Origin of the sequence: Flavobacterium sp. MDT1-60 (assembly GCF_014844035.1) — a bacterium.
In the GTDB taxonomy this organism is placed as follows: domain Bacteria; phylum Bacteroidota; class Bacteroidia; order Flavobacteriales; family Flavobacteriaceae; genus Flavobacterium.
This window is the reverse complement of sequence record NZ_CP062159.1, coordinates 5418867-5444326: the sequence shown is the minus strand read 5'-3', so window position 1 is coordinate 5444326 and position 25460 is coordinate 5418867. Positions and strand designations below refer to the sequence as shown.

Sequence of the window (25460 nt, the reverse complement as noted above, 5' to 3'; positions counted from 1 at the left end):
AAAGGTATTAATTTAAAATTTAGAAATCATGAGAAATTTATTGATGTTACTAGTAGCCGTTTTAGGAACAAGTGCAATGGTACATGCATTTCCTCCTGCTGTAAAAGTAGGTCCTGCAAAAGAAGTAAAAGCGCTTCCTGCAAAAGAAGTTAAATCTACGAAACATCCTAAACACAAATCTGAAAAAAAAGCGAAAACTGTGAAAAGTGAAACTTCAAAATCAGAAACAGCAAAAGTGAAAAAATAAGTATTGCTTTTGTTTTGTTTTCAAATCATGGTAGAAGGAAACAAAACAGGAATAATGGTTATGGAATGTGGATGAGAAAGCTGACGAAGAAATTTGTCAGCTTTTTTTGATTCGTTAATTTTTTAATAATACGCATCAACACTTTTTTTAATTGCTTAAATTTAGTTGCGCTTAAACGCTGTTTTTATGAATATTTTAATTGTTGAAGATAATAAGGAGCTTGCCGTAGAAGTTTACGATTTTTTGTGTAACGTGGGTTATATATGTAAAATAGCAAATAGTTGCAGTGATGCTCTTGAAGAAGTGGGAAGTAATGATTATGATGCGATGCTGCTTGATCTTGGTTTGCCTGACGGAGATGGTTTTGAAGTTCTGAAAACCATTCGTAAAACAAAATCTAAAATAGCTGTAATTGTCCTGACAGCTCGCGGAGAATTAGATGACAGAATAAATGGATTGCATTTAGGTGCTGATGATTATTTGACAAAACCATTTGCTTTGACCGAATTAAGCGCAAGATTATTTGCGGTTATTCGCAGAATTCATGGTTTTACTTTGAACAATTTAGAAGTGCATGGTTTCTTACTACAGTTGCAGGATTATAAAGTGAGTTATGATGAAATTCCAATTAATTTGACTAAAAAAGAGTTTGACATTTTTCAATATCTTGTATTGAATAAAAATCGTGTCATCACCCGGCTACAACTTACAGAGCATATTTGGGGAGATATTTTGGAAGTTAATTCCGATTCAAATTTTATTGATGTTCATGTTCGAAATCTCCGAAAAAAACTTGATAAGCACACTCCAATAAATTGGTTTGAAACCGTACGAAATGTAGGTTATCGTATAAATGAGTAAATAAATTTCTGTGAAAATAAAACACCAATTGGCTATTTTTAATGCACTGACAAGATTGTTGGTGATTTTGATTTTATGGCTGATGTTGCCCATTTTAGTCGAAAATGTGGTGTACAGACATATTAATAATGGATTGGTGGAGAAAAAGAAAAAATTTATTGATCATTTGAATCAAAATGAGATCAATGATTTTATCGAAAATTCAGATGATTCTACCGAAACGTATTCGCAGTTTTCTACTTTACACAGCGAATTTTTAGTGCTTTCTAAAATTCTTTTAAAACCAAATCAGAAGAAAACAACTTTCAGCAATGATTATCGGGTGATTGAAGGTGAAGAAAATGAATATCGAATTTTGCAATATCATTTTACCTATGAAAATCAAGGTTATCAGCTGGAAATAGGAAGTAGTTTAAGTGAAGTAAAAGATCTTACTTTCATAATTCGGTTCTTCATTATTATCGTTTTGGTCGTTATTCTTTTAGTGACTTTTTTAGCCGATACAGTTTATATCGAATACCTGCTCAAACCTTTCTATAAAATTATTGATACGAAGATCAGGCGTGTTAACGAACCGGAAGCTTTTGATCATACTCCAATTAATGCAAGATCAAGAGATTTTCGCGAACTGGATTTGGTTTTAAATCAAATGATGGATAGAATTGCGGAACTTTTCAAAAAAGAAAAACAATTTATTTCGAATGTTTCTCATGAATTGTTAACCCCAATTGCTTTGCTGAAAAATAAGTTTGAAAATTTATTGCAGAATGAATCTTTAGACGACAATGCTTTTGATAAAATCGCAGGTGCGTTGAGAACGTTAGACATGCTGAAAAAAATCATCAATAACTTATTGCTGATTTCCAGAATCGAAAATAATCAGTACGAAGCTAATGAAAAAATCAATTTCAAAGATATTTTAAAAAATTTAGAGGATGATTTACAAGATAGAATTGAAGACCGGGAAATTCAGTTTTTAAACAATATAAACCATGATTTTATCTTCACTGGAAATAAAACCCTGATTCATATATTGATTTATAATTTAGTGACGAATGCTATCAAATATAATAAACCAAAAGGGAGTATTATAGTAGAAGATAGGTTTTATAATAATCAATATTGTATAGTCATAAAAGATTCCGGTATTGGAATGAATGCCGCACAAATCGAAAAGATATTCAACAGATTTGCCCGAATAAGTTCTGATCAGGACGGGCAGGGGCTGGGACTTGCTATTGCTGAGAGTATTGCTCTTTTTCATCATATTGAGATTAAAGTTACTTCCGAAATAAATGAAGGAACAAGCTTCACACTTTTGTTTCCTGAAGCGCATTTACACAATTAAAAGTTAAATTTTGAGAACTGCTTCAATCTTCATTTTGTCTTCATTTTCCGATTATATCTTTGGGCTATAAATAATAAGATAATAATCATAAAACTTAAAATCATGAAAAAATTAGTAATGTTAGCAATCGCTGTTCTAGGAACAACTGCAATGGTAAGCGCTCAAACAACTCCAGCTCAAACAGCTCCGGCAAAAGAAGCTAAAGTTTCTAAAAAAGATAAAAAAGCAGATAAAAAAGCTAAAAAAGCAGAAGCTAAGCCAGAAGCGGCAAAAGCTCAAAAATAAGAAAGCATAAGTTTATTTATAGACTTTATTGTGGATTAAAAGGTTTTAAAAAATTTGGTAGAGAAAAAGCTGGTGGAGAAATTCATCAGCTTTTTTTGTTGTTATTTGAGTTAAATTTTTGATAATAAAAAGTGATAAGATTTTCATTCTTTGTTACTTTGCTTAAAACTACACCTACATGATCCTTCGTTTTGTAATTCTATGTGCTCTATTTCTATTTATTGAGTTTTATGCTTATCAGGCTTTCCGAACTTTAATCAAGTTAAGATGGGTTTTGATTAGTTATCAGGTTATAAGTTTACTTCTTCTGCTTTTTATTGTTTACTCATTTACACAGTTTGATCGTTCTGTTGGACAAACTAAGCAAACCATGTTTACAATGGGTTTGATGTTGTTAGTGTATGTGCCAAAAATTGTACTGACACTTGTAATGTTTGGAGAAGATATTTTTAGAATAGGCGCAAGTCTCTTAAATTATTTTATGTACAATGCTCCAAGAAAAGAAATGATGCCAGACAGACGAAAGTTTATCAGTCAGATAGCATTAGGTTTGGCGGCAGTTCCATTTTTATCTCTGATTTACGGAATCTTCGAAGGAAAATATAATTTCAAAGTATTTAAGCAAACCGTTTTTTTTCCTGATTTACCAGATGCTTTTGATGGTTTTAGAATCACTCATATTTCAGATGTTCATAGTGGAAGTTTTGATGACCCCGAAAAGATAAATTACGCCATTGATCTGATAAATGAACAAGAAGCTGATATGATTTTGTTTACGGGAGACATTGTAAATACCCATGCAAAGGAAATGCATCCCTGGCTGGAAACCTTTAATCGAATTAAAGAGTATAAATACGGTAAGTTTTCTGTTTTAGGGAATCATGATTATGGAGAATATGTTACGTGGCCATCTGAAAAACAAAAAAACGAAAATTTTCAGGAGATTAAGAGTCTTTATGGAAAAATAGGGTTTCAACTTTTGCTAAATGAACATACTTATATTCAAAAGGGGGACGATAAAATTGCCTTAATTGGAGTGGAGAATTGGGGAGTTAATTTTAAAAAGGCAGGCGATTTAAATAAAGCATCAGAAAATGTTCATCAGGATGATTTTAAAGTTCTAATGAGTCATGATCCTAGTCATTGGGAAGCTGAAATTAAAGAGCATCCTAAAAACTTCCATTTAACATTGTCAGGCCATACACATGGTATGCAATTTGGAATAGAAATTCCGGGATATTTTAAATGGAGTCTGGCGCAGTATATTTACAAACAATGGGCTGGTCTGTATGAAAATGTTGGCCGATATGTTTACGTGAATCGCGGATTTGGTTTTCATGCATATCCGGGACGAGTTGGTATCATGCCGGAAATAACAGTCATTGAACTAAAAAAAGGCAACAATGTGGCTTAATTCGTTAAAAATGCTACATTTGTATTAATTATCTCTTTTTAATAGATTAAAAGAATTAAATTTTTGGTTTATGTCAAAATTTGGAGAACTTATAAATGCTCAGGTTCCAGTGTTAATAGACTTTTACACAGATTGGAACGAATCATCTGTATCAATGCATCCTGTTATTAAGGATGTAGCTGCTGCACTAGGCGATAAAGCCAAAGTAATTAAAATTGATGTAGATAAAAATCAGGAACTTGCTGAAGCCTTGCGTATAAAAGGACTTCCTACTTTAATGATTTATAAAGAAGGACAAATGATCTGGAGGCAATCAGGAGAACTTGATGCAAATACGATTATAGGAATTGTCCAGGATCAATTTAGTATTTAAAACTCCTCTCAGTTGGTATTGTTAATGAATAATATCAAACGTATATCCATTTTCTTTTAAAAAGTGTAAAGTTTTAGGTAACGCAAATTTTAAATTCTGCGATGCTTTTATACTGTCATGAAAAACGATTACACTTCCAGATGTTACATTTTTAGTTACGTTTTCAAGACATTTTTCAGGTGTAATACTCTGATCAAAATCAGCACTTAAAACATCCCACATTACTATTTTGTAGCCTAAGCTTCGTAAAATTTTAGATTGCGCTTTTTTTATTTTTCCATAAGGGGGGCGAAATAGTAAGCCATTCAGCCTTTTCTCATTTGATAAAATAGAAGCACAAGTTTTTACATTCTCAATATAATCGTTTGTTTGGCTTTTCCATCCATTGATATGGTTCATGGTGTGATTTCCAATAGAATGTCCTTCTGCGATTAATCTTTCAAACAAAGATGAATTTGCGTTAATGTTTTTTCCAATACAAAAGAAAGTGGCTTTTGCATCAAATTTCTTTAATTCAGATAAAACCCAATCTGTAACTTCAGGAGTTGGGCCATCATCAAAAGTGAGGTATATTTTCTTTTCTTGATTTGGAATATCCCAACAATACTTAGAAAACACCCTTTTTATAAATGAATTTGTTTTTACCCAATAAAAGCTCATTGTGAAATGATTTAGAGATATGTAAAAATAAAAAATGCAGCGCTATTTAACTAGAAGCGCTGCATTTTTTTAATCAGTATATTTTCCGTATCTTATTATTCTTTTTCGCGTCCAAAACGTTCGAAAACATTTACATACGTATTAAAAGTAACTTTATTCTTTTCGTAGAATGCCTTGTCTTTGTTGTGCTCCATAACCTGTAGCAGACTTCTGTAACGCTCAATATCAGTAATAATATCCATAGCCAAATCGGTTTGATCGCCTGGAGTCAAGGTTGCATAATAATTTAAGTTCTCTTTGTATTTCTGAACTAATTTATTTAACAAGTCATGTGCTTTCGCAGTTTCACCAACTTTGTAATATCCATTTGCAAAAGGTTCTACTAATGAATAATATCCAAATTTATCCACAGGTAATTTTGTCATAGCCAAATTAATTACATTTTTAGCTTTGTCTATTTTACCTTCTGCAATTAATTGATCACTTAAACGAGATAAATTAGTGCGGTATGTAATGCTGTTTCTTCTGGTTTCAGGGTCATGGTAGATTTTACCACTATCGCTGTTACCCCAGTCCCATTTCATTACAATATTATACATTTTATCTGCATCAATTTGTCCCATATCCATTGGTCCGCCTTCTTTTGAAGGGACATTTCTAATAGGAACTAATTTGTATACCATTCCATCTAATTGTAGATAATCTTTTAACCATAAATAATCTTCATCGTCAAAAGCACCACCACTAAAATAAATTGGTCTTTTCCAGTTGTTATTTGCTAAAATATCAAGCATCATTAAACGATTTTTGTAGATCGCACTTCCTTTAATGTCGATATCCATATACGGAACGATAGAGTCGTTGTATTTAGCATTAACAACTTTGTTCTTGATAATTAGATTTTTATCAACAGGAACTCTAATTTTATTAGTTGGATAAAAATGAATCGTTTGTCCGTTTTGTAAACCTACAGTCGATTTTGGGTTTTTAATAAAACTAATGAAGTCATTTATGTTCCAACGTGTATCAATTTTCTGAATGTAAGCTACATAATCCAGTTTATCACCTACATACTCATCATGAGTGAATGATATTGGTAATGGATCAGATTCATATGATTTTGCCTTCATTTGATCAATATACCAATCCGTCATAAATAGACTTGTATTTACAATTTTCACGTCTGTTCGAATACCTTCGATTTCCTGGGCATACCATAATGGGAAAGTATCATTATCGCCAATGGTAAACAGAATTGCATCTTTATCGCATGAAGTTAAATATGCTTTAGCCATTGCAACTGCAGTATATTTATTTGATCTGTCGTGATCGTCCCAATTTTGAGACGCCATTAAAATAGGCGCCGCTAATAAACTTCCGGCAATAATAATTGGCCCGGCAATTTTAGGAGTAATATAATTTTGAATGGTTTCGTATAGGGAATAAACTCCAAAACCTATCCAAATCGCAAATACATAAAAAGAACCTACCAGGGCATAATCTCTTTCGCGAGGTTCAAAAGGTCTTTCATTTAAATAAATTTTCAAAGCAATACCAGTAAATAAGAACAATGCTAAAAGCACATAAAAGCTTTTAAGATCTTTATTAGCATGATACATTATTCCAATAAGCCCTAAGATAAATGGAAGGAAAAAGTAAACATTTCTTCCTTTGTTGTTTAAAACATCAGAAGGTAAATTGTCCTGAGAACCAAGATGCAATGAATCAAGAGCTTTGATTCCGCTAATCCAGTTTCCGTCTAAATTATCGTATTTTCCTTGTTCGTCACTTTGACGTCCAACAAAATTCCACATCAAATATCTCCAGTACATATATCCAAACTGATATTCGAACATAAAGCTGAAGTTATCTGCAGTTGATGGTTTTTCTATGATTAAATAATCTTTATAACTATTTAAGAACTTAACATAACCTTCATTGTCAATTTGTTTTTGCGCGTAAGCTTTTCTGAATTCAGAAACGGTTTTTTCAACTTCGTTTCTCAATTGAGCTGTAGCTTTATTGTATTCTTCTTCGCTTAATTGACTTGCGTCAATACCGTATTTAGCTAAATCATCTTCATAAGGATAATTTGGGTTTATTTTAAAGGCAGGAGGATTAGTAAAGCTGATGTAATTTTGAATGTGTCCGGTTTCGGTGCTCCACATTCTTGGTAAAATCGTTTTTTGATTGTCATCAGAATTTTGATCTGCGTTTTTATAATTGTTGGTAATGATATACTTGCCAGTTTTATAATCTCTTTCGTAGTTAGGCTTTTTATCTAAATAAGGAGTTTTTTCGTCAAGTCCGGAAAAAACTTCAGTGTATTGAGGACCATAAAATAATGGATTTACTCCATATTGTTCACGGTTGTAATAGGCTAAAACCTCGGTAGCATCTGATGGTTTGTTTTCATTGATAACGGTATTGGCATTTGCACGAACAGGTAGCATTATCCAGGTTGAGAAACCAATCAGGATAAATAAAACACAAAGAATAATAGTATTGTAGAAAACCAAGCCTTTTTGCTTTGTATATTTTAATCCAAAATAAAAGAAAGCAATAAAAAGTAAAGCAACAAAAATGGTTCCTGAATTAAAAGGAAGTCCCATACTGTTTACCATGAAAACTTCTGTTTTTCCAAAGAAAGCCATCGTTAAAGGCAAAAGTAATTTGAAAATGAATAACAAAATAGCAATTACAACAGCATTCGCAATAATGAAATTTTTAACAGTGATTTTTTCGTAATGTTTAAAATAATATAGAAAACCAATTGCAGGAATTGTCAATAAAGCCATAAAGTGAACTCCAAAAGAAAGTCCAATAACAAGAGAAATAATTAATAACCATTTGTTTCCTTTTGGCTGGTCCATATCCTGTTCCCAACGAAGACCAAGCCAGAAAAGCAATGCTATTAATAAAGAAGCCATTGCGTAAACTTCGGCTTCAACAGCATTAAACCAAAAACTATCAGAGAAAGTATAGGCCAGTGCGCCAACAAATGAACTTCCTAAAATAACAATTGAATTGTTTTGATCAATTTCTGCAAAACGAGCTACAATTTTTTTCAAAATCATAGAAGATGACCAAAACATAAATAAAATAGTGAAAGCACTAGAAAAAACAGACATCATATTTACCATCACCGCTACATGTTGATTGTCTATAGCAAACATGGCAAAAAAAGCTCCCATCATCTGGAATAAAGGGGCTCCCGGAGGGTGGCCAACTTCTAGTTTAGCGGCTGTAGCAATATATTCGCCACAATCCCAGAAGCTCATAGTAGGTTCGACAGTCAGTGTATAAGTAGTTAAAGCGATTGCAAATGCAAACCAACCAATAATTGTATTCCATTTATTGAAATTGAATTGTGCCATATTTAGGTGTTAAAATTTTGTATGTTTCTATTCTACAAAGAAAATGTTTTTTTGTGTAAAGAAACGAGCATTAACAAAAAATTCTGCAAAACTATTTGATTAAAGTAACATATTGTTTGTGAAGTACTTGTGTGATTATTACGAGTTTTTGAAGAAAAAAAAAGAGGAAAAAAGATTTTTTTTCGCAAAAAAGTTTGTGTAAACTAAAAAAAGCTTTAAATTTGCACTCGCTTAACAGCATTGCTGGTCTATGGTGTAATGGTAACACAACTGTTTTTGGTGCAGTCTTTCAAGGTTCGAGTCCTTGTAGACCAACATAAAAGCCTCTCATTCGAGAGGCTTTTTTTATGCAAAAAAGTTTTCTTTAAATTTGTATAAACTAAATAAAGTTTTAATTTTGCACTCGCTTAACCGCACTGCTGGTCTATGGTGTAATGGTAACACAACTGTTTTTGGTGCAGTCTTTCAAGGTTCGAGTCCTTGTAGACCAACATAAAAGCCTCTCATTTGAGAGGCTTTTTTTATGGAATAAATTTAAAGAATCCTGATAAATTTGATTTAAATTTTTAAAGTAATAACAGGCCGAACAGCATGATTGACCAAGCCTTCGCTGATACTTCCGTTAAAAAAGTGTGCAAAACCGGTTCTTCCGTGAGTACACATTCCTATGATGTCTGCATTTATACTATTTGCGAAATTGATAATTCCTTTTTCAATATTAGTGTCGTTGTAAATTTGAGTGGTATAATTGGTAATATTGAATTCGGTTATGAAATTTTTCATCGCTTTTTCGATAACATGTGTCGGTTTGAAGCTGTTTGGTGTGCAGATTGTAACCAGGTGTATTTTTGATTCAAAGAATTTGGTGAAGTTTAGGAGTTTTTCGAATGGTTTTTTTGTTTCTGCAGAAAAATCAGAAGCAAAAACAATATTGGATACATTAAAATTAGAAATGTCTTTTTTGATAACCAGAACAGGGATTTCTGAATTCCGAACAACTTTTTCAGTGTTGGAACCAATTAATAATTCTTCAACACCGGAAGAACCATGTGATCCCATGATGATTAAGTCAACATCATAATCCTTGCTAACTTGTGTGATTCCGTGAATGGGTTTGTCCATTTTTACAATTTCAGTCACAGGAATTTCATCTAAGTAAGGCTTTGACGAGATCTTATCAAGCATTTCGTTTGCTTTTTTCATGAAAAGCATAGTTTCCGGAATGCTTGAGCCGCCAAGTATGGCGTCGTTCATTTGGTGTGGTAGTTCAAGCATGTGTAAAATGATGATTTCTGAATCGTTTTTTCTAGCGATTTGAGCGGCAACTTTTAGGGCGTCTTCTGCGTGTTCTGAAAAGTCAGTAGGGACTAAAATTCGTTTCATAATTTTTTGAGGTTAAATTATTTGAATAATCCGTGATTTTAATGCTTCTATAAAGATAAGAAATATTTTTAGAGCAATCAATTTATTTTGATTTATAAAAAAAACACTATATTTGCACCGTTATTTATTAAAATCTAAATAATGAGGGGACTAAGTGTCCCCTCTTTTTATAAAATTATGACATTTAAAGAAAAAGTAAACACATTAATCGCTGAGGCTCTTTTAGAAAAGCCTTCAATCTTTTTGATTGATCTGTCTATTTCGGACTCCTTTAAAATTAGTGTTGGTTTAGACGGAGATAATGGAGTGGCGCTACAGGATTGCATTGATGTTAGTCGTGCAATCGAGAATAATCTGGATCGTGAAGAGCAGGATTTTTCGCTTGAAGTGGCATCGGTTGGAGTAGGTTCTCCTTTAAAATTGACAAGGCAATACATCAAAAATATTGGTAGAACATTGATTGTTACTACAAATACTGAAAAAATTGAAGCAGAATTAGTGGAAGCTAACGATGTTTTTATAATTTTGTCTTGGAAAGCAAGAGAACCGAAAAAAGTAGGAAAAGGAAAAGAAACAGTTCAAAAAGAGCAACAAATACCTTATACAGAAATTAAAGAGGCAATTGTTACAGTAACATTTTAATTAAAGAATTCGCATGGAAAATTTAGCATTAATCGATTCATTCTCAGAGTTTAAAGATAATAAACTTATTGATCGTGTAACGCTTATGGCAATTTTAGAGGACGTGTTTAGAAATGCATTGAAGAAAAAATACGGTTCTGATGATAACTTCGACATTATTATAAATCCTGATAAAGGAGATATGGAGATCTGGAGAAGGAGAGTAATCGTTGCTGACGAAGATCTTGATTTTGAAAATGAAGAAATTACCCTGACTGAAGCTAGAATGATCGAAGCGGATTTTGAAATTGGTGAAGAAGTTTCTGAAGAAGTTAAATTGATTGATTTAGGAAGAAGAGCTATTTTGGCATTACGTCAAAACTTAATATCTAAAATTCACGAACACGATAATACCAATCTTTACAAGCAATTTAAAGATATTATCGGTGATATCTATACTGCCGAAGTGCACCACGTACGCCCTAGAGTAGTCATCTTAGTTGATGATGAAGGAAACGAAATTGTACTTCCGAAAGAAAAACAAATTCCATCTGACTTTTTCCGTAAAGGAGATAATGTTCGTGGAATTATTGAAAGCGTTGAATTAAAGGGAAATAAGCCTCAAATTATTATGTCCAGAACTTCTGAGAAGTTTTTAGAGAAATTATTTGAGCAAGAAATTCCTGAAGTATTCGACGGATTAATTACAGTTAAAAATGTAGTTCGTATTCCTGGTGAAAAAGCAAAAGTAGCGGTAGATTCTTATGATGACAGAATCGATCCTGTTGGAGCTTGTGTAGGTATGAAAGGATCTCGTATTCACGGAATTGTTCGTGAACTAGGAAACGAAAATATTGACGTAATCAATTACACAAGTAATATTCAATTGTTTATTACAAGAGCATTAAGCCCTGCGAAGGTTTCTTCTATCAAAATTGACGAAGAAAACAAAAGAGCTGAAGTTTTCTTGAAATTAGAAGAAGTTTCTAAGGCAATTGGTAGAGGAGGTCACAATATTAAATTAGCAGGTCAGCTAACAGGTTACGAATTAGATGTTATTCGTGAGGGAGATGTTGCAGGAGCAACGGCTGATGAAGACGATGTTGAATTGACAGAGTTTTCAGATGAAATCGAAGACTGGGTAATTGAAGAATTTGCTAAAATAGGTTTAGATACTGCAAAAAGTATTCTAAAACAAGAAGTAGAAGATTTAGTAAGAAGAACGGATTTAGAAGAGGAAACTATTCTTGACGTTATGAAAATACTAAAAGAAGAGTTTGATAACTAATTATCTGCTCTAACAACACAACGAAAAAGGTAATAATAAAAAGGTTATATGTCTGAAGAGAGAGTAATAAGAATAAACAAGGTTTTAAGGGAATTAAATATTTCGTTAGAAAGAGCTGTTGATTATCTAAAAGATAAGGGAATTGCTATTGATGCAAATCCAAATGCGAAAATTTCTGATAGCGAATTTAATATCCTACAAAGCCAATTTGCGGGCGATAAGGGGAATAAGGAAGCTTCTAAAGAGGTAGGAGAAGAGAAAAGAAAAGAAAAAGAGGCTTTGCGTGTTGAACGTGAGAAAGAAATTGAAGACAAACGCAGACAAGACGAAGAACGTCAAAAGCAACAAGAGGTTATAAAAGCGAGAGCTGTTGTAACCGGACCTGTTCAAGTTGGTAAAATTGATTTAAATCCAAAGAAACCTGCAATTGTTTCTACTCCTGTTGAGGAACCTGCTAAAGCAGAAGAGCCAAAAGCAGTTGTTACTCCAGCTCAACCAGAAAAACCTGTTCAAAAAGAAATTGTACAGTCTGAGGCAGTTATTGCTCCTGTCGTTTCTGAAGAAAAAAAGGTAGAAAAGCCTATTATTACAGAGAAAAAAGAAGCAAAAGCTAGTCCGGAAGTTTCAGTGCCAAAAGTAGCGCAAGAGCCTGTTGTTTCAACAGATCCTGCAACTGCTGAAGAGACTATCACTACTCAATATCAAAAATTATCAGGAACTACTTTGACTGGGCAGACAATTGATTTATCTCAATTTAATAAGCCTAAGAAAAAGAAAGAAGATCCAAAAATAACTCCTAATAAACCAGGAGCTCCGGGTGCAAATAATAACGCTAATAAAAATAAGCGTAAAAGAATTGCTCCTAAACCAGGAGCGCCAGGTGCACCAAAACCTGCTACGGGAAATGCACCGGGAACTCCAAATCCTAATAAAATTACACCAAATACTGGTGGAGGAGGCTTTAATGCTAACAGAAGTGCAAGGCCTGGTTTTGTAAAAGGAAACCGTCCTGCAATTGTAGCTAAGGTTGAGCCTACTGAAGAGGAAGTAAAAAACCAAATTAGAGAAACTCTTGAAAAACTTCAAGGGAAAGGTGGAAAATCTAAAGCTGCTAAATATAGAAGAGATAAAAGAGATACGCACCGTCAGAAATCTGATGAGGAGCAAAGAGCTATAGACGAAGGAAGTAAAACTATAAAAGTTACCGAATTTGTTACTGTAGGTGAAATTGCAATAATGATGGATGTGCCGATTACTAAAGTAATTGGAACTTGTATGTCACTTGGTATCATGGTTACCATGAATCAACGTTTAGATGCTGAAACATTAACTATTGTGGCTGATGAATTTGGTTACGAAGTTGAGTTTATCACTGTTGATATCGAAGAAGCTATTGAGGTAGTTGCTGATAGAGAAGAAGATTTAGTTGTTAGAGCGCCTATTGTTACTGTAATGGGTCACGTCGATCACGGTAAAACATCTTTACTGGATTATATTCGTAAAGAAAATGTTATTGCTGGGGAGTCTGGAGGTATTACACAGCATATTGGAGCTTATGGAGTGACTTTAGACAACGGTCAAAAAATCGCATTCTTAGATACACCAGGTCACGAGGCGTTTACTGCGATGCGTGCACGTGGAGCTCAGGTTACCGATATCGCTATTATTGTTGTTGCTGCGGATGATGATATCATGCCACAAACAAAAGAAGCAATTTCTCACGCACAAGCTGCGGGAGTGCCAATTATATTTGCAATCAATAAAATTGATAAACCAAATGCGAATGTTGAGAAAATCAAAGAGCGTTTGGCTGGTATGAATTTACTTGTTGAAGATTGGGGTGGAAAAATTCAGTCACATGATATTTCTGCAAAAGTTGGAACAGGAGTAAAAGAATTGTTAGAAAAAGTTTTATTGGAAGCTGAGATTTTAGATTTAAAATCGAATCCAAACAAAGCAGCTCAGGGAACTGTAGTTGAGGCTTTCTTAGATAAAGGAAAAGGATATGTTTCTACAATTTTAGTTCAACATGGAACTTTAAAAATTGGAGATTATATGTTAGCTGGAAAACATCATGGTAAAATTAAAGCTATGCATGATGAAAGAGGGCATATTGTTTTAGAAGCTGGTCCTTCTACTCCGGTATCTGTTTTAGGTCTTGATGGTGCTGCAACTGCAGGTGATAAATTCAACGTTTTTGAAGACGAAAAAGAAGCAAAACAAATTGCATCTAAACGTTCTCAATTAATGCGTGAACAATCTGTACGTACACAAAGACATATTACGCTTGACGAAATTGGTCGTCGTATCGCTCTTGGTCAGTTTAAAGAACTTAATGTTATTCTTAAAGGAGACGTTGATGGATCTGTTGAAGCATTATCAGATTCGTTCTCTAAACTTTCTACTGAAGAAATCCAAATTAATATTATCCATAAAGGTGTTGGAGCAATTACAGAGACTGACGTTATGTTGGCTTCTGCATCTGATGCAATCATTATCGGATTTAACGTTCGTCCTGCAGGAAATGCGAGACAATTGGCTGATAAGGAAGAAATCGATATCCGTTACTACTCTATTATCTACGCAGCTATCGACGACTTGAAAGATGCAATGGAAGGAATGTTAGCTCCTGAGATGAAAGAAGAAATTTTAGGAACTGCTGAAATTCGTGAGATTTTCAAAATTTCTAAAGTAGGTTCAATTGCAGGATGTATGGTGATGGATGGTAAAATCATGAGAACTTCTAAAATTAGAGTTATCAGAGAAGGAGTAGTGGTGCATACAGGTGAGCTTGTTGCATTGAAACGTTTCAAAGATGATGTGAAAGAAGTTTCTAAAGGTTACGATTGTGGTATTCAGATTAAAGGTTACAACGACATCGAAGAAAGAGATGTTATTGAAGCATACCATGAAGTTGCAATTAAAAAGAAATTGAAATAATATTCAATAATTATATTTTAAAGCCCCAATGAAAATTGGGGCTTTTTTTATAGCACTGTTTTAAGAATGTTTGTTTTTTGGAGAATTGATTGAGCTTAAAAATTATATTTTACTTTTCTCAAATTTTAATATTATTTTTGATGAAATTATTTAAATATGAAAGTATTAGTATATTCAATTATCGTTTTTGTAAGTTTTTCAACTATTTCTTTTGCGCAGGAAGCTGTAGAAAAAGTGTCACCTCCTATGGGTGATGCTATAATTGGGGATTATTATGGTGTAGATATTTCTGAAGTTTCAGAAGGTTCAGCAATCTCAGTTGAGAAATTGGAGAATATATTGCAGAAAGAAAAGAAGGTAGAAAGGGTTGCAGTTAAAGGCGAAGTAACGGACGTCTGTGAAAAAAGAGGGTGTTGGTTAACTGTTAAAACAAAAGATGGAGCTTCTTTTTTTGTGAAAATGAAGGATTATGCATTTTTTGTGCCCACAGCTTTAAAAGGTAAAAATGTTGTTTTAGAGGGTGTTGCTGAGAAAAAAATCACCTCTGTTGCAGAGTTGAAACATTATGCAAAAGATGCCAAAAAATCGCAATCAGAGATAGATGCAATTAAGGGGCCTAAAGAAGAGATTCGGTTTTTAGCAGATGGAATTAAGGTGGTGAATTAAATTAAGCTTTCAGTTTCAACACTCATAATTATATTGAAAGTCTCAATGAAGTTGGGACTTTTTTTTTAGTACTAGTTTCTTCCTGTAATTTTAGTTATGAAAATGACGAAAAGAATGTTTCAGTTCAGGGACAGGGTTCCGAATTAGGAGTATTTAAAACAGTATCATTAAGAATTTGGTTGACTTTTTTACAAAATTAAACAGTGATCTGCTACCGAAGATATAGTGATGATTTTGGTTTGAAAATTGACTTAGAATCATGCCAATAAGTTGATTTAGAAGTCATGGATGCTAAAGTTAATTTAGATGATTTATTATTATGAAAAAATATAAATTTATTGTTTTAGTATTTGTTTGCTTGTTTTTTATGATTGGGTATTCTTTTGCGCAAACAAAATTAATTCCAACTAATAATAAAGGTGGGTATACTGTGACCATAGGTAAAGGGCAATTGAATAATAAACAAGAAACTGTTGAGGTTCTGATAAGGGATGGGAAAAGTGTGACTATTCGTGGACACGTTTTTGATGTTAAAACCGGCAAGCCCCTAAGTAATGTACAATTGACTGATGGTTGTTTTAAATTTTTTACAACAGATGAAGGAGAGTATTCTTTTAGAACCCGAAATCTAGAGGGAAATTCATTTTATATGCGAGCAGTTGTCTATCCATTTTTAGCAGTTGAGACAGATTATATTGATATATACAATAAAAAGGAAGTAATAGTAGATTTTTATTTAATGATGGATGAAAGACCTCTGTTTGATTGTTCGGGAATAGGGAGTGATAGGCATAAACGAATACAAGATGAGCTTAATGATTTAAAATAATACAATTTTTAATCTAATTTAAACAAAAAAGCAACTCAATTGAGTTGCTTTTTTGTTTAAATGATTTTGAGAAATTATTTGCTTGGTTTGATTAAAAATACAAGCTTGTATCTCTTTTTAATTTCAGCTAAATTTCGTTCTGCTTCGATTCTGGTTTTAAAATTTCCAACAATTACTTTATAGTTTGGTGTGTTGAAAATAATAGTACCATCGATGTTGCTATTTTCTCGTTTGAAATCGGATAAGGTTTTTTTAGCCTCATCACTTTTTCCGCTAAAAATTTGAATTTTATAAGTATCGTTTGTGCTTATTGACGTGTTAATTTTGCGCTTGTCATTCAATAACTGGTCAAATTTAGGATCCTGATTTAGTGTTAAATTTTGGTCTTGAGCATTAATGTTATAGGCTAATGTTAACATTGTTAGTGTTAAGAAAACTCGTTTTGAAGGGGTTAAAATTCTCATAATGTGATGGTTTTTATGCAAAAATAGTATTTAAAGTTTGTATGGAAAATTTTAATATTATTTAGAATTGATATAAATTGATATTTAAGACTATTTTAAGGTTTTGAGAATAGTTCATAAGTCGTATTTTTGTGCAAGTTTTAAAAGAGGGTATTCGTTTTTTATTGTTTTACTACAGTAAAAATCATACCAAAAATTAGTAGATAATTATTATACTATATGAAAAAGGTGGGTAACCATAATTCGATCTCAAGAAAATTGCTGCTTAGCTTATCGCTAACGCTTATTTTCTCCCTAACTTCATTTGCTCAAGATGCTGCTGCTCCGGCGGCGCCTGAAGCTGCTGCTCCGGCTGCAACTGCAGGTGGTGATTCAGTAAAAGGGAAGGAACTTTTTAATGCAAATTGCGCTGCATGTCACAAATTAGATGCTAAATCAACAGGTCCTGCTTTAAGAGGTGTTGCTTCAAAGCATGATATGGCTTGGATTTACAAGTGGGTGCACAACAGTTCTGACATGATTAAGTCAGGCGATCCTGTCGCTGTTAAACTTTTTGAAGAAAACAATAAGTCTGTGATGACTTCTTTTCCTCAATTAGCTGAAGCTGATATTGATAATATTATTGCTTATACTTCTGAAGTAAAAGCTGAGCCTGTAGCTGGTGCGCCTGGTTCTGCTGCCCCTCCAGGAACAAAAGTTGAAGAAGGTGGTATTTCTAATAATATCATTTTAGGTGCTCTTGCTCTTGTGATGGCTATTTTGGTTGTCATGTTAGTGATGGTAAATAAGGTGTTGACAAAAGTTGCCAGCAAAAATGGTATTGAGATTCCTGCTAGAGAGGCTAGAACTCCAATTTGGAAAGCTTTTGCTAAAAACCAGTTTTTAGTATTAGTTACGTCTATATTTCTTCTTTTGGCAAGCGGTTATTTTGTTTATGCTTTCTTGATGCAAGTTGGTGTTGATCAAAATTATGAGCCGATTCAGCCAATTCACTATTCTCATAAAATTCACGCTGGAGATAACGAGATCAATTGTAAATATTGTCACTCTGCAGCTCGTGTAAGTAAAAATGCTGGTATTCCTTCTTTGAATGTTTGTATGAACTGTCATAAAAATATTTCTGAAGTTGCTGAATCTACTGCTACTCCAGAGTACAGCAAAGCATTTTATGATGCTCAAATTCAAAAATTATATGATGCTGTTGGATGGGATAAGGCTAAACAGGCTTACACTGGAAAAACGCAGCCAGTTAAATGGGTTCGTATTCATAATTTACCTGATTTCGTGTATTTCAATCACTCTCAGCACGTAAATGTTGCTGGAGTTGAATGTCAGACATGTCACGGTCCGGTACAGGAATTTGAAATCATGAAGCAATATTCTAAATTAACAATGGGATGGTGTGTTGATTGCCATAGAAAAACTGATGTTAAAATGGAAGGAAATGCATACTATGATAAAATTCATGCTGAACTTTCTAAAAAATACGGTGTAGAGAAATTAACTGCAGCGCAAATGGGAGGTTTAGAATGCGGTAAATGCCACTATTAATCGAATTATTAAGATTTTAATATTTATATACAATGTCATCAAACAAAAAATACTGGAAAAGTGTTGAAGAACTAGAGAATAGTTCTATTGTTGAGGCGCTTAGAAATAACGAATTTGTTGAAGAAATTCCTACAGAAGAATTCTTAGGGAATGCAGATGCTTTAGCTCAATCTGGAACTTCACGTCGTGACTTTTTAAAGTACGTAGGGTTTAGTACTGCAGCGGTTACACTTGCTGCTTGCGAAGGTCCTGTTCACAAGTCTATACCTTATGTGTTACAACCAGAACAAATCATTCCTGGTGTTGCAGATTATTATGCAACTACTGTTTTTGATGGTTTTGATTTTGCTAACTTATTAGTAAAAACTCGTGAGGGTCGTCCAATTAAAATTGATAACAACACTATTTCTGGAGCTAAATTTTCGGCCAATGCTAGAATTCATGCGTCTATCTTATCATTGTATGATAGTATGCGTTTGAAAGAGCCTAAATTGGAAGGAAAAAATAGCAGCTGGTCTGCTGTTGATTTAAAAATTAAATCAAGTCTTGCTGATGCAAAAGCAAAAGGTGGACAAGTAGTTTTGTTGACAAATACTTTAGCAAGTCCATCTACTGAAAAGCTAATAGGTGAATTTATCACTAAAAACCCAAATGCAAAACATGTTGTTTATGATGCAGTTTCTTCATCAGACGCATTAGATGCATTTGAAACAGTTTATGGTGAAAGAGCTTTAGTTGATTATGATTTCTCAAAAGCTTCTTTAATTGTTTCTGTTGGAGCTGATTTCTTAGGAGACTGGCAAGGTGGTGGATATGATTCTGGATATGCAAAAGGACGTATTCCTCAAAATGGAAAAATGTCTCGTCACTTTCAGTTTGAATCAAATATGACATTATCCGGAGCTGCTGCTGATAAGCGTGTTCCAATGACTATTGCTGATCAAAAACAAGCATTAGTTCAAATATATAATATAGTTGCAGGTGCTTCTGTTGCCGTTTCTTTAGATGGTAATTTTAAAGCAGAAGTTGTTAAAGCTGCTCAGCAGTTAAAAGCTGCTGGTTCTAAAGGAGTTTTAGTATCTGGAATTGAAGATAAAAATGCACAATTACTAGTTTTGGCTATCAATCAGGTATTGGCTAGTGAAGCTTTTAATACTGCGGGTACAAGACAAATTAGAAAAGGTTCTAATGCGCTTGTATTTCAATTAATAAAAGATATGAATGCTGGAAGTGTTCATACCTTAATCATGAGTGGTATAAATCCAGTTTATACATTAGCTGATTCAGCTTCTTTTGTTTCTGGATTGAAAAAAGTAAAAACTTCAGTTGCTTTCTCTTTAAAAGAAGATGAAACTGCATCGATTACTACAATTGCTGCTCCTGCTCCTCATTACTTAGAATCATGGGGTGATGTTATACTTACTAAAGGAACTTATAGTTTGACTCAGCCAACTATTCGTCCTATATTCAATACAAAACAATTTCAAGACGTTTTATTATCATTAAACGGAGTTCCTGGAAATTTCTACGATTATCTAAAAGCTAGTTCAGCTGGGATTATTGCAGGTTCTTCCTGGAATAAAGTTCTACATGATGGTGTTTTTGTTATTGGTTCTACTGCTTTAGCTGCTGGTTCTTTTGATTATACTGCTGCTGCAAGTGCAGTTTCTAAATCAAGATCTGCTGGAGATTTCGAGTTAGTATTGTATACTAAAACCGGTATGGGTGATGGACAACAAGCAAACAATCCTTGGTTGCAAGAGTTTCCAGATCCAATCACAAGAGTTTCCTGGGATAATTATGTAACTATTTCTAATGCTGATGCTAAAAAGCTTGGTTTAACAAATGAAATTGTTGCTAATGGTGGTTTGAATGGTAGTTATGCTACAATTACAACTGCTGATGGAGCTAAATTAGAAAATGTTCCTGTAATTGTTCAACCTGGACAAGCTATTGGTACAGTTGGTTTAGCTGTAGGATATGGTCGTAAAGCGGCTTTAAAAGATGAAATGCAAGTAGGTTTAAATGCCTATGCTTTATATAAAAACTTCAATAGTGTTCAATCTGTTTCTATTGCGAAAGCAAATGGAGTTCATGAGTTTGCTTGTGTTCAGGGACAGAAAACATTAATGGGTAGAGGAGATATTATTAAAGAAACTACTCTTGAAATCTTTAATACTAAAGATGCTGAACATTGGAATGAAAAACCAATGGTATCTTTAGATCACCAGGAAGTTGAAGCTACAACTGTCGATTTATGGGAATCATTTGATCGTAGTACCGGGCATCACTTTAATCTTTCAATTGACTTAAACGCTTGTACTGGTTGTGGCGCATGTGTTATTGCTTGTCATGCTGAGAACAACGTTCCGGTTGTTGGTAAAGCAGAGGTAAGAAGAAGTCGTGATATGCACTGGTTGCGTATTGACAGATATTATTCTTCTGAAAGTACCTTTGAAGGTGATAATGAAAGAAAAGAAAATATTGCTGGTTTATCTAGTTCATTATCTACATTTAATGAAATGGAAAAAGCTGGGGATAATCCACAAGTTTCATTCCAGCCAGTTATGTGTCAGCATTGTAATCACGCACCATGTGAGACAGTTTGTCCTGTAGCTGCTACATCTCACGGTCGTGAAGGTCAAAACCATATGGCATATAACAGATGTGTTGGAACTCGTTATTGTGCAAATAACTGTCCATATAAAGTACGTCGTTTTAACTGGTTTTTGTACAACAAAAACACAGAATTCGATTACCATATGAATGATGATTTAGGACGTATGGTGTTAAACCCAGACGTAAATGTTCGTTCTCGTGGAGTTATGGAAAAATGTTCTATGTGTATTCAAATGACACAAGCAACTAAGTTAAAAGCTAAAAATGAAGGTCGCCCAGTTGCTGATGGTGAATTCCAAACAGCTTGTTCTAATGCTTGTTCTTCTGGAGCAATGATATTTGGTGATGTTAATGATGCTGATAGTAAAGTTGCTAAATTAGCAGCTGATGAAAGATCATATCACTTGTTAGAGCATGTAGGAACAAAACCAAACGTGGTTTACCATGTTAAAGTTAGAAATACTTAGTAAAATTATTAATTAGAAACAATATAAAGGATTATGTCGTCTCACTACGAAGCACCCATTAGAAAACCTTTAGTTATAGGTGATAAATCTTATCACGACGTAACAGTAGATGTAGCTGCACCTGTTGAGGGGCCTGCAAACAAACAATGGTGGATTGTATTTTCAATCGCATTAATAGCCTTCCTTTGGGGATTAGGTTGTATAATTTACACCGTATCTACCGGTATCGGAACATGGGGATTAAATAAAACAGTTGGTTGGGCCTGGGATATCACGAACTTCGTTTGGTGGGTTGGTATTGGTCACGCTGGAACATTAATTTCTGCGGTATTATTACTTTTCCGTCAACGTTGGAGAATGGCTATTAACCGTTCTGCAGAGGCTATGACCATCTTCTCAGTAGTTCAGGCAGGTTTATTTCCAATTATTCACATGGGACGTCCATGGTTAGCATACTGGGTTTTACCTATTCCAAATCAATTTGGATCTTTATGGGTAAACTTTAACTCACCATTGCTTTGGGACGTATTTGCAATTTCAACTTATCTTTCGGTATCATTAGTTTTCTGGTGGACTGGTTTATTACCTGATTTTGCAATGCTACGTGATAGAGCGGTAACTCCTTTTACAAAAAGAGTATATTCTATCCTAAGTTTTGGATGGAGTGGAAGAGCAAAAGATTGGCAACGTTTTGAAGAAGTATCTTTGGTATTAGCTGGTTTGGCTACTCCTCTTGTACTTTCTGTACACACGATTGTATCGATGGACTTTGCTACTTCTGTAATTCCAGGATGGCATACAACAATTTTCCCTCCATACTTTGTTGCTGGAGCGGTTTTCTCTGGATTTGCAATGGTAAACACATTGTTGATCGTTATGAGAAAAGTTTCTAATCTTGAAGCATATATTACTTTACAACATATCGAACTAATGAATATCATTATTATGATTACTGGTTCTATTGTTGGGGTAGCTTATATTACTGAGTTATTTGTGGCTTGGTATTCAGGAGTAGAGTATGAGCAATATGCGTTCTTAAACAGAGCTACCGGACCTTACTGGTGGGCATATTGGTCAATGATGACTTGTAACGTTTTTTCTCCACAATTTATGTGGTTCAAAAAATTAAGAACTAGTATCATGTTCTCTTTTATTATTTCGATTGTGGTTAACATCGGAATGTGGTTTGAAAGATTCGTAATTATTGTTACTTCTTTACATAGAGATTACCTTCCATCTTCTTGGACAATGTTCTCACCAACATTTGTTGATATTGGAATTTTCATTGGAACAATTGGTTTCTTCTTTGTATTGTTTTTATTATACTCTAGAACATTCCCTGTAATTGCTCAGGCAGAGGTTAAAACAATTTTGAAAGGAACAGGAGATAATTACATTAGAGAAAGAGCAAATAAAGATTCACATCATGAGTAATAAAGTAATATACGCCATTTATAATGACGATGATATTTTGATGGATGCAGTAAAGAAAACCAGAGCTGCTCATCATCATATTGAAGAGGTTTTTACTCCATTCCCAGTTCACGGATTGGATAAAGCTATGGGTTTAGCACCAACAAGATTAGCAATTTGTGCTTTTTTATATGGATGTGTTGGTATTTCTGTTGCAACAACAATGATGAGTTATATTATGATTCATGACTGGCCACAGGATATTGGTGGAAAACCAAGTTTCAGTTTCATTCAGAATATGCCAGCTTTTGTGCCAATTATGTTTGAAATGACTGTGTTTTTCGCTGCCCACTTAATGGTAATCACTTTTTACATGAGAAGTAGATTATGGCCATTTAAGCAGGCTGAAAATCCTGATGTAAGAACAACAGATGACCATTTCTTAATGGAAGTTGCTGTAAACGATAACGAAGCAGAACTAGTTTCTTTTTTCGAAGGTACAGGAGCTGTTGAAGTTAAAGTAATTGAAAAGAATTAATTGTAGCTATGAAAAGGATATATAAAATAACACTTTTAGTTGGTATAACTATTTTAGTTTCATCTTGCCACAATAATTCGGCACCAAACTATCAGTATTTCCCAAATATGTATGAGTCTGTAGGTTATGAAACTTACTCAGAAGCAAAGATATTTAAAGGTGGAAAAGAGGGACAGCTTCCTGTAGAAGGAACGATTAATAGAGGTTTTGAACCTTATGAATATGAAAATTCAACTGCTGGTTATGAATTAGCAAAAGCTAATTTGAAATCACCTTTAAGTGAGGAAGATAGAAATTCTGGAAAAGGAAAAGAACTTTTCGAAATTTACTGTATCAGTTGTCATGGAGCAACTGGAAACGGTAAAGGTAAATTGGTTGAAAGAGAAAAATTTCTTGGAGTACCTAGCTATAAAGACAGAGTAATTACTGAAGGAAGTATCTTTCACGTTGAAACTTATGGTTTAAATGCAATGGGTTCACATGCAAATCAATTAAGTGCCCACGAACGTTGGTTAGTTGCTGACTATGTTCTAAAACTAAAAAGCCAATTATAATTGTTGAACAAACTGATCGTAATAGATATGTATACATTTTCAAGTAAATTAAAAACTTTTTCTATCATCCTAATGGCTCTTGGTATATTAGGAATTGGATATGGTTTTTTAACTGCTCCTAAAAATATTGAAGAGGTAGAAACTCTTCTGGCAAAAGAAGCATCAGAACACGGTGGAGGACATGGTGAGGCCGGTGCAGCACATCATGAAGAAAAAGCTGAAGCAACTCAACACGCAGAAACAGTTGAAGCAGTTCATCATGAGGAAGCTAAAGACGCAAATAGTGTAGAGGCTGTAAGCAAAGACTCAATTGTTGCTAATGAAGAAATTACTCATGAAGTAAAATCTGAGGTAGCACACGAAACTGAAACTGCAGTTGCACATGATATAAAAGCGGATAAACATGCTGATGCATCTCATGAACATGATCCTAAAGCACATGCAGAACACGTTTTGCATCAATTGCAAAACAAACCTTGGTCTGCTTTATATGTAGCTTGTATTTTCTTTTTACTACTTTCTATGGGAGTTTTAGCATTTTATGCTATTCAACAAGTTGCTCAGGCAGGTTGGTCTCCGGTATTGTTTAGAGTTATGCAGGGAATTACAGCTTATTTGCCTGTAGCTTCTGTGATTTTCTTTATCATTTTAATTTTATGTGGATTGCATTTTAATCACATATTTGTATGGTTAGGTGAAGGTGTTACAGATCCTAAAAGTGCAAATTATGATGAGATTATTGCTGGTAAAGCGGGTTATTTAAACTTTCCTTTTTGGATTGTTAGAGCGGGAATCTTTTTATTAGGATGGAACTTATACCGTCACTATTCAAGAAAGAATTGTTTGGCTCAGGACGAAGCAAATGATGATTTAAATTATAAAAAGAACTTCAAGTTATCTGCTGGATTCTTAGTTTTCTTTATCGTATCTGAATCTATTATGTCTTGGGATTGGATTATGTCATTTGATCCACACTGGTTTAGTACTTTATTCGGATGGTATGTTTTTGCTTCTTTCTTTGTAAGTGGTATTACTGCTATTGCATTAGTTACGATATATTTAAAATCTAAAGGATATTTAGAATATGTAAATACAAGTCACATTCACGATTTAGCTAAATTTATGTTTGGTATTAGTGTTTTTTGGACTTATTTATGGTTCTCTCAATTCATGTTAATCTGGTATGCTAACATTCCGGAAGAGGTTACTTACTTTGTAACAAGAATTCAACTATACAATTTACCATTCTTTGGTGCTGTGGTGATGAACTTTGTGTTCCCATTATTAATATTAATCAATACTGACTTTAAACGTCTTAGCTGGGTTATAGTAATGGCTGGTACTGTTATTTTATTGGGTCACTATGTTGATTTCTTTAATATGATTATGCCGGGTACAGTTGGAGATAGATGGTTTATTGGAATTCCTGAAATTGCGTCTATACTTTTCTTCTTAGGTTTGTTTATTTTTGTTGTATTTACTGCATTAACAAAAGCTCCTCTGTTAGCAAAAAGAAATCCTTTCATTGAAGAAAGTAAACATTTTCATTATTAATATTTAAA

21 protein-coding genes and 2 tRNA genes are annotated in these 25460 nt (G+C 33.7%); 19 read left to right on the top strand and 4 right to left on the bottom strand.

Annotated features, from left to right (window positions below):
* Window positions 1-28 precede the first annotated feature (28 nt).
* From IHE43_RS22885 to IHE43_RS22860, 6 genes are all read left to right on the top strand, one after another.
* Window positions 29-247: a hypothetical protein gene (locus tag IHE43_RS22885; protein WP_192186022.1), complete on the top strand. Its 219-nt coding sequence runs from the start codon at window positions 29-31 to the stop codon at window positions 245-247.
* Window positions 248-433: 186 nt separating this feature from the next.
* The gene (locus IHE43_RS22880; protein WP_192186021.1) at window positions 434-1108 is read left to right on the top strand and encodes a response regulator transcription factor; all 675 of its coding nucleotides are present in this window, start codon (window positions 434-436) and stop codon (window positions 1106-1108) included.
* 10 nt (window positions 1109-1118) lie between these two features.
* Window positions 1119-2456 (top strand): cell wall metabolism sensor histidine kinase WalK, encoded by a 1338-nt coding sequence (locus tag IHE43_RS22875; protein WP_225585262.1) that lies wholly within the window; start codon window positions 1119-1121, stop codon window positions 2454-2456.
* 102 nt (window positions 2457-2558) lie between these two features.
* Entirely contained in the window at window positions 2559-2741 is a 183-nt protein-coding gene (locus IHE43_RS22870) for a hypothetical protein (RefSeq protein WP_192186020.1), read from the top strand.
* A gap of 178 nt (window positions 2742-2919) precedes the next feature.
* Window positions 2920-4155: a metallophosphoesterase gene (locus IHE43_RS22865; protein ID WP_192186019.1), complete on the top strand. Its 1236-nt coding sequence runs from the start codon at window positions 2920-2922 to the stop codon at window positions 4153-4155.
* A gap of 70 nt (window positions 4156-4225) precedes the next feature.
* Window positions 4226-4528, top strand: coding sequence for a co-chaperone YbbN (locus IHE43_RS22860; RefSeq protein WP_056190453.1), 303 nt, complete (start codon window positions 4226-4228; stop codon window positions 4526-4528).
* A 21-nt stretch (window positions 4529-4549) separates the two neighbouring features.
* On the opposite strand, the gene IHE43_RS22855 is transcribed toward IHE43_RS22860, so the two are convergent.
* Together IHE43_RS22855 and IHE43_RS22850 are read right to left on the bottom strand one after the other, a co-directional pair.
* Complete coding sequence (locus tag IHE43_RS22855) at window positions 4550-5188, bottom strand: polysaccharide deacetylase family protein (protein WP_056190455.1); 639 nt, start codon at window positions 5186-5188, stop codon at window positions 4550-4552.
* A gap of 95 nt (window positions 5189-5283) precedes the next feature.
* Complete coding sequence (locus IHE43_RS22850) at window positions 5284-8565, bottom strand: DUF2723 domain-containing protein (protein WP_192186018.1); 3282 nt, start codon at window positions 8563-8565, stop codon at window positions 5284-5286.
* 244 nt (window positions 8566-8809) lie between these two features.
* Between IHE43_RS22850 and IHE43_RS22845 the strand changes: the two genes are divergently transcribed.
* A tRNA-Gln gene (locus IHE43_RS22845) sits at window positions 8810-8880 on the top strand.
* Window positions 8881-8985: 105 nt separating this feature from the next.
* Window positions 8986-9056: transfer RNA gene (locus IHE43_RS22840), tRNA-Gln, on the top strand.
* 67 nt (window positions 9057-9123) lie between these two features.
* Here the strand turns inward: IHE43_RS22840 and IHE43_RS22835 are convergent.
* Window positions 9124-9948: a universal stress protein gene (locus IHE43_RS22835; protein ID WP_192186017.1), complete on the bottom strand. Its 825-nt coding sequence runs from the start codon at window positions 9946-9948 to the stop codon at window positions 9124-9126.
* Between the two features lie 177 nt (window positions 9949-10125).
* Here IHE43_RS22835 and rimP point away from each other — a divergent pair, with 177 nt between their 5' ends.
* From rimP to IHE43_RS22810, 5 genes are all read left to right on the top strand, one after another.
* Entirely contained in the window at window positions 10126-10590 is a 465-nt protein-coding gene (rimP, locus tag IHE43_RS22830; RefSeq protein WP_192186016.1) for a ribosome assembly cofactor RimP, read from the top strand.
* Between the two features lie 13 nt (window positions 10591-10603).
* On the top strand, window positions 10604-11857 hold the full coding sequence (gene nusA, locus IHE43_RS22825) for a transcription termination factor NusA (RefSeq protein WP_056190461.1): 1254 nt from the start codon (window positions 10604-10606) through the stop codon (window positions 11855-11857).
* 48 nt (window positions 11858-11905) lie between these two features.
* The gene (gene infB / locus IHE43_RS22820; protein WP_192186015.1) at window positions 11906-14797 is read left to right on the top strand and encodes a translation initiation factor IF-2; all 2892 of its coding nucleotides are present in this window, start codon (window positions 11906-11908) and stop codon (window positions 14795-14797) included.
* A 156-nt stretch (window positions 14798-14953) separates the two neighbouring features.
* Window positions 14954-15463 (top strand): DUF4920 domain-containing protein, encoded by a 510-nt coding sequence (locus IHE43_RS22815; protein ID WP_192186014.1) that lies wholly within the window; start codon window positions 14954-14956, stop codon window positions 15461-15463.
* A 319-nt stretch (window positions 15464-15782) separates the two neighbouring features.
* Window positions 15783-16292 carry a hypothetical protein gene (locus tag IHE43_RS22810; RefSeq protein ID WP_192186013.1) on the top strand — a complete coding sequence of 170 codons (510 nt, stop codon included), beginning with the start codon at window positions 15783-15785 and terminating at the stop codon, window positions 16290-16292.
* 74 nt (window positions 16293-16366) lie between these two features.
* Here IHE43_RS22810 and IHE43_RS22805 read toward each other — a convergent pair whose 3' ends face one another.
* The gene (locus IHE43_RS22805; RefSeq protein ID WP_192186012.1) at window positions 16367-16756 is read right to left on the bottom strand and encodes an SPOR domain-containing protein; all 390 of its coding nucleotides are present in this window, start codon (window positions 16754-16756) and stop codon (window positions 16367-16369) included.
* A gap of 219 nt (window positions 16757-16975) precedes the next feature.
* On the opposite strand from IHE43_RS22805, the gene IHE43_RS22800 reads away from it, so the two are divergent.
* Genes IHE43_RS22800 through IHE43_RS22775 form a run of 6 tightly spaced genes read left to right on the top strand, consistent with a single transcriptional unit; the run spans window position 16976 to window position 25452 of the window.
* On the top strand, window positions 16976-18307 hold the full coding sequence (locus IHE43_RS22800) for a c-type cytochrome (protein ID WP_192186011.1): 1332 nt from the start codon (window positions 16976-16978) through the stop codon (window positions 18305-18307).
* A gap of 32 nt (window positions 18308-18339) precedes the next feature.
* Window positions 18340-21393, top strand: coding sequence for a TAT-variant-translocated molybdopterin oxidoreductase (locus tag IHE43_RS22795; RefSeq protein ID WP_192186010.1), 3054 nt, complete (start codon window positions 18340-18342; stop codon window positions 21391-21393).
* Between the two features lie 33 nt (window positions 21394-21426).
* Window positions 21427-22827: an NrfD/PsrC family molybdoenzyme membrane anchor subunit gene (gene nrfD, locus IHE43_RS22790; RefSeq protein ID WP_026983716.1), complete on the top strand. Its 1401-nt coding sequence runs from the start codon at window positions 21427-21429 to the stop codon at window positions 22825-22827.
* Complete coding sequence (locus IHE43_RS22785; RefSeq protein WP_056245298.1) at window positions 22820-23344, top strand: DUF3341 domain-containing protein; 525 nt, start codon at window positions 22820-22822, stop codon at window positions 23342-23344. Before nrfD ends, IHE43_RS22785 begins: the two co-directional genes overlap by 8 nt.
* Window positions 23345-23352: 8 nt before the next feature.
* Window positions 23353-23898, top strand: a complete 546-nt coding sequence (locus tag IHE43_RS22780) for a cytochrome c (protein ID WP_056188342.1) — start codon at window positions 23353-23355, stop codon at window positions 23896-23898.
* A 27-nt stretch (window positions 23899-23925) separates the two neighbouring features.
* Entirely contained in the window at window positions 23926-25452 is a 1527-nt protein-coding gene (locus IHE43_RS22775) for a quinol:cytochrome C oxidoreductase (protein WP_192186009.1), read from the top strand.
* Window positions 25453-25460: the final 8 nt, after the last annotated feature.

What these genes read in the sequence shown, in the direction of transcription:
- IHE43_RS22870 (WP_192186020.1), top strand. Translation starts at nt 2,559, where the DNA reads ATGAAAAAATTAGTAATGTTAGCAATCGCTGTTCTAGGAACAACTGCA.
- IHE43_RS22865 (WP_192186019.1), top strand. Translation starts at nt 2,920, where the DNA reads ATGATCCTTCGTTTTGTAATTCTATGTGCTCTATTTCTATTTATTGAG.
- IHE43_RS22885 (WP_192186022.1), top strand. Translation starts at nt 29, where the DNA reads ATGAGAAATTTATTGATGTTACTAGTAGCCGTTTTAGGAACAAGTGCA.
- IHE43_RS22810 (WP_192186013.1), top strand. Translation starts at nt 15,783, where the DNA reads ATGAAAAAATATAAATTTATTGTTTTAGTATTTGTTTGCTTGTTTTTT.
- IHE43_RS22850 (WP_192186018.1), bottom strand. Translation starts at nt 8,565, where the DNA reads ATGGCACAATTCAATTTCAATAAATGGAATACAATTATTGGTTGGTTT.
- IHE43_RS22860 (WP_056190453.1), top strand. Translation starts at nt 4,226, where the DNA reads ATGTCAAAATTTGGAGAACTTATAAATGCTCAGGTTCCAGTGTTAATA.
- nusA (WP_056190461.1), top strand. Translation starts at nt 10,604, where the DNA reads ATGGAAAATTTAGCATTAATCGATTCATTCTCAGAGTTTAAAGATAAT.
- IHE43_RS22800 (WP_192186011.1), top strand. Translation starts at nt 16,976, where the DNA reads ATGAAAAAGGTGGGTAACCATAATTCGATCTCAAGAAAATTGCTGCTT.
- IHE43_RS22855 (WP_056190455.1), bottom strand. Translation starts at nt 5,188, where the DNA reads ATGAGCTTTTATTGGGTAAAAACAAATTCATTTATAAAAAGGGTGTTT.
- infB (WP_192186015.1), top strand. Translation starts at nt 11,906, where the DNA reads ATGTCTGAAGAGAGAGTAATAAGAATAAACAAGGTTTTAAGGGAATTA.
- IHE43_RS22795 (WP_192186010.1), top strand. Translation starts at nt 18,340, where the DNA reads ATGTCATCAAACAAAAAATACTGGAAAAGTGTTGAAGAACTAGAGAAT.
- rimP (WP_192186016.1), top strand. Translation starts at nt 10,126, where the DNA reads ATGACATTTAAAGAAAAAGTAAACACATTAATCGCTGAGGCTCTTTTA.
- IHE43_RS22815 (WP_192186014.1), top strand. Translation starts at nt 14,954, where the DNA reads ATGAAAGTATTAGTATATTCAATTATCGTTTTTGTAAGTTTTTCAACT.
- IHE43_RS22785 (WP_056245298.1), top strand. Translation starts at nt 22,820, where the DNA reads ATGAGTAATAAAGTAATATACGCCATTTATAATGACGATGATATTTTG.
- nrfD (WP_026983716.1), top strand. Translation starts at nt 21,427, where the DNA reads ATGTCGTCTCACTACGAAGCACCCATTAGAAAACCTTTAGTTATAGGT.
- IHE43_RS22780 (WP_056188342.1), top strand. Translation starts at nt 23,353, where the DNA reads ATGAAAAGGATATATAAAATAACACTTTTAGTTGGTATAACTATTTTA.
- IHE43_RS22805 (WP_192186012.1), bottom strand. Translation starts at nt 16,756, where the DNA reads ATGAGAATTTTAACCCCTTCAAAACGAGTTTTCTTAACACTAACAATG.
- IHE43_RS22835 (WP_192186017.1), bottom strand. Translation starts at nt 9,948, where the DNA reads ATGAAACGAATTTTAGTCCCTACTGACTTTTCAGAACACGCAGAAGAC.
- IHE43_RS22880 (WP_192186021.1), top strand. Translation starts at nt 434, where the DNA reads ATGAATATTTTAATTGTTGAAGATAATAAGGAGCTTGCCGTAGAAGTT.
- IHE43_RS22775 (WP_192186009.1), top strand. Translation starts at nt 23,926, where the DNA reads ATGTATACATTTTCAAGTAAATTAAAAACTTTTTCTATCATCCTAATG.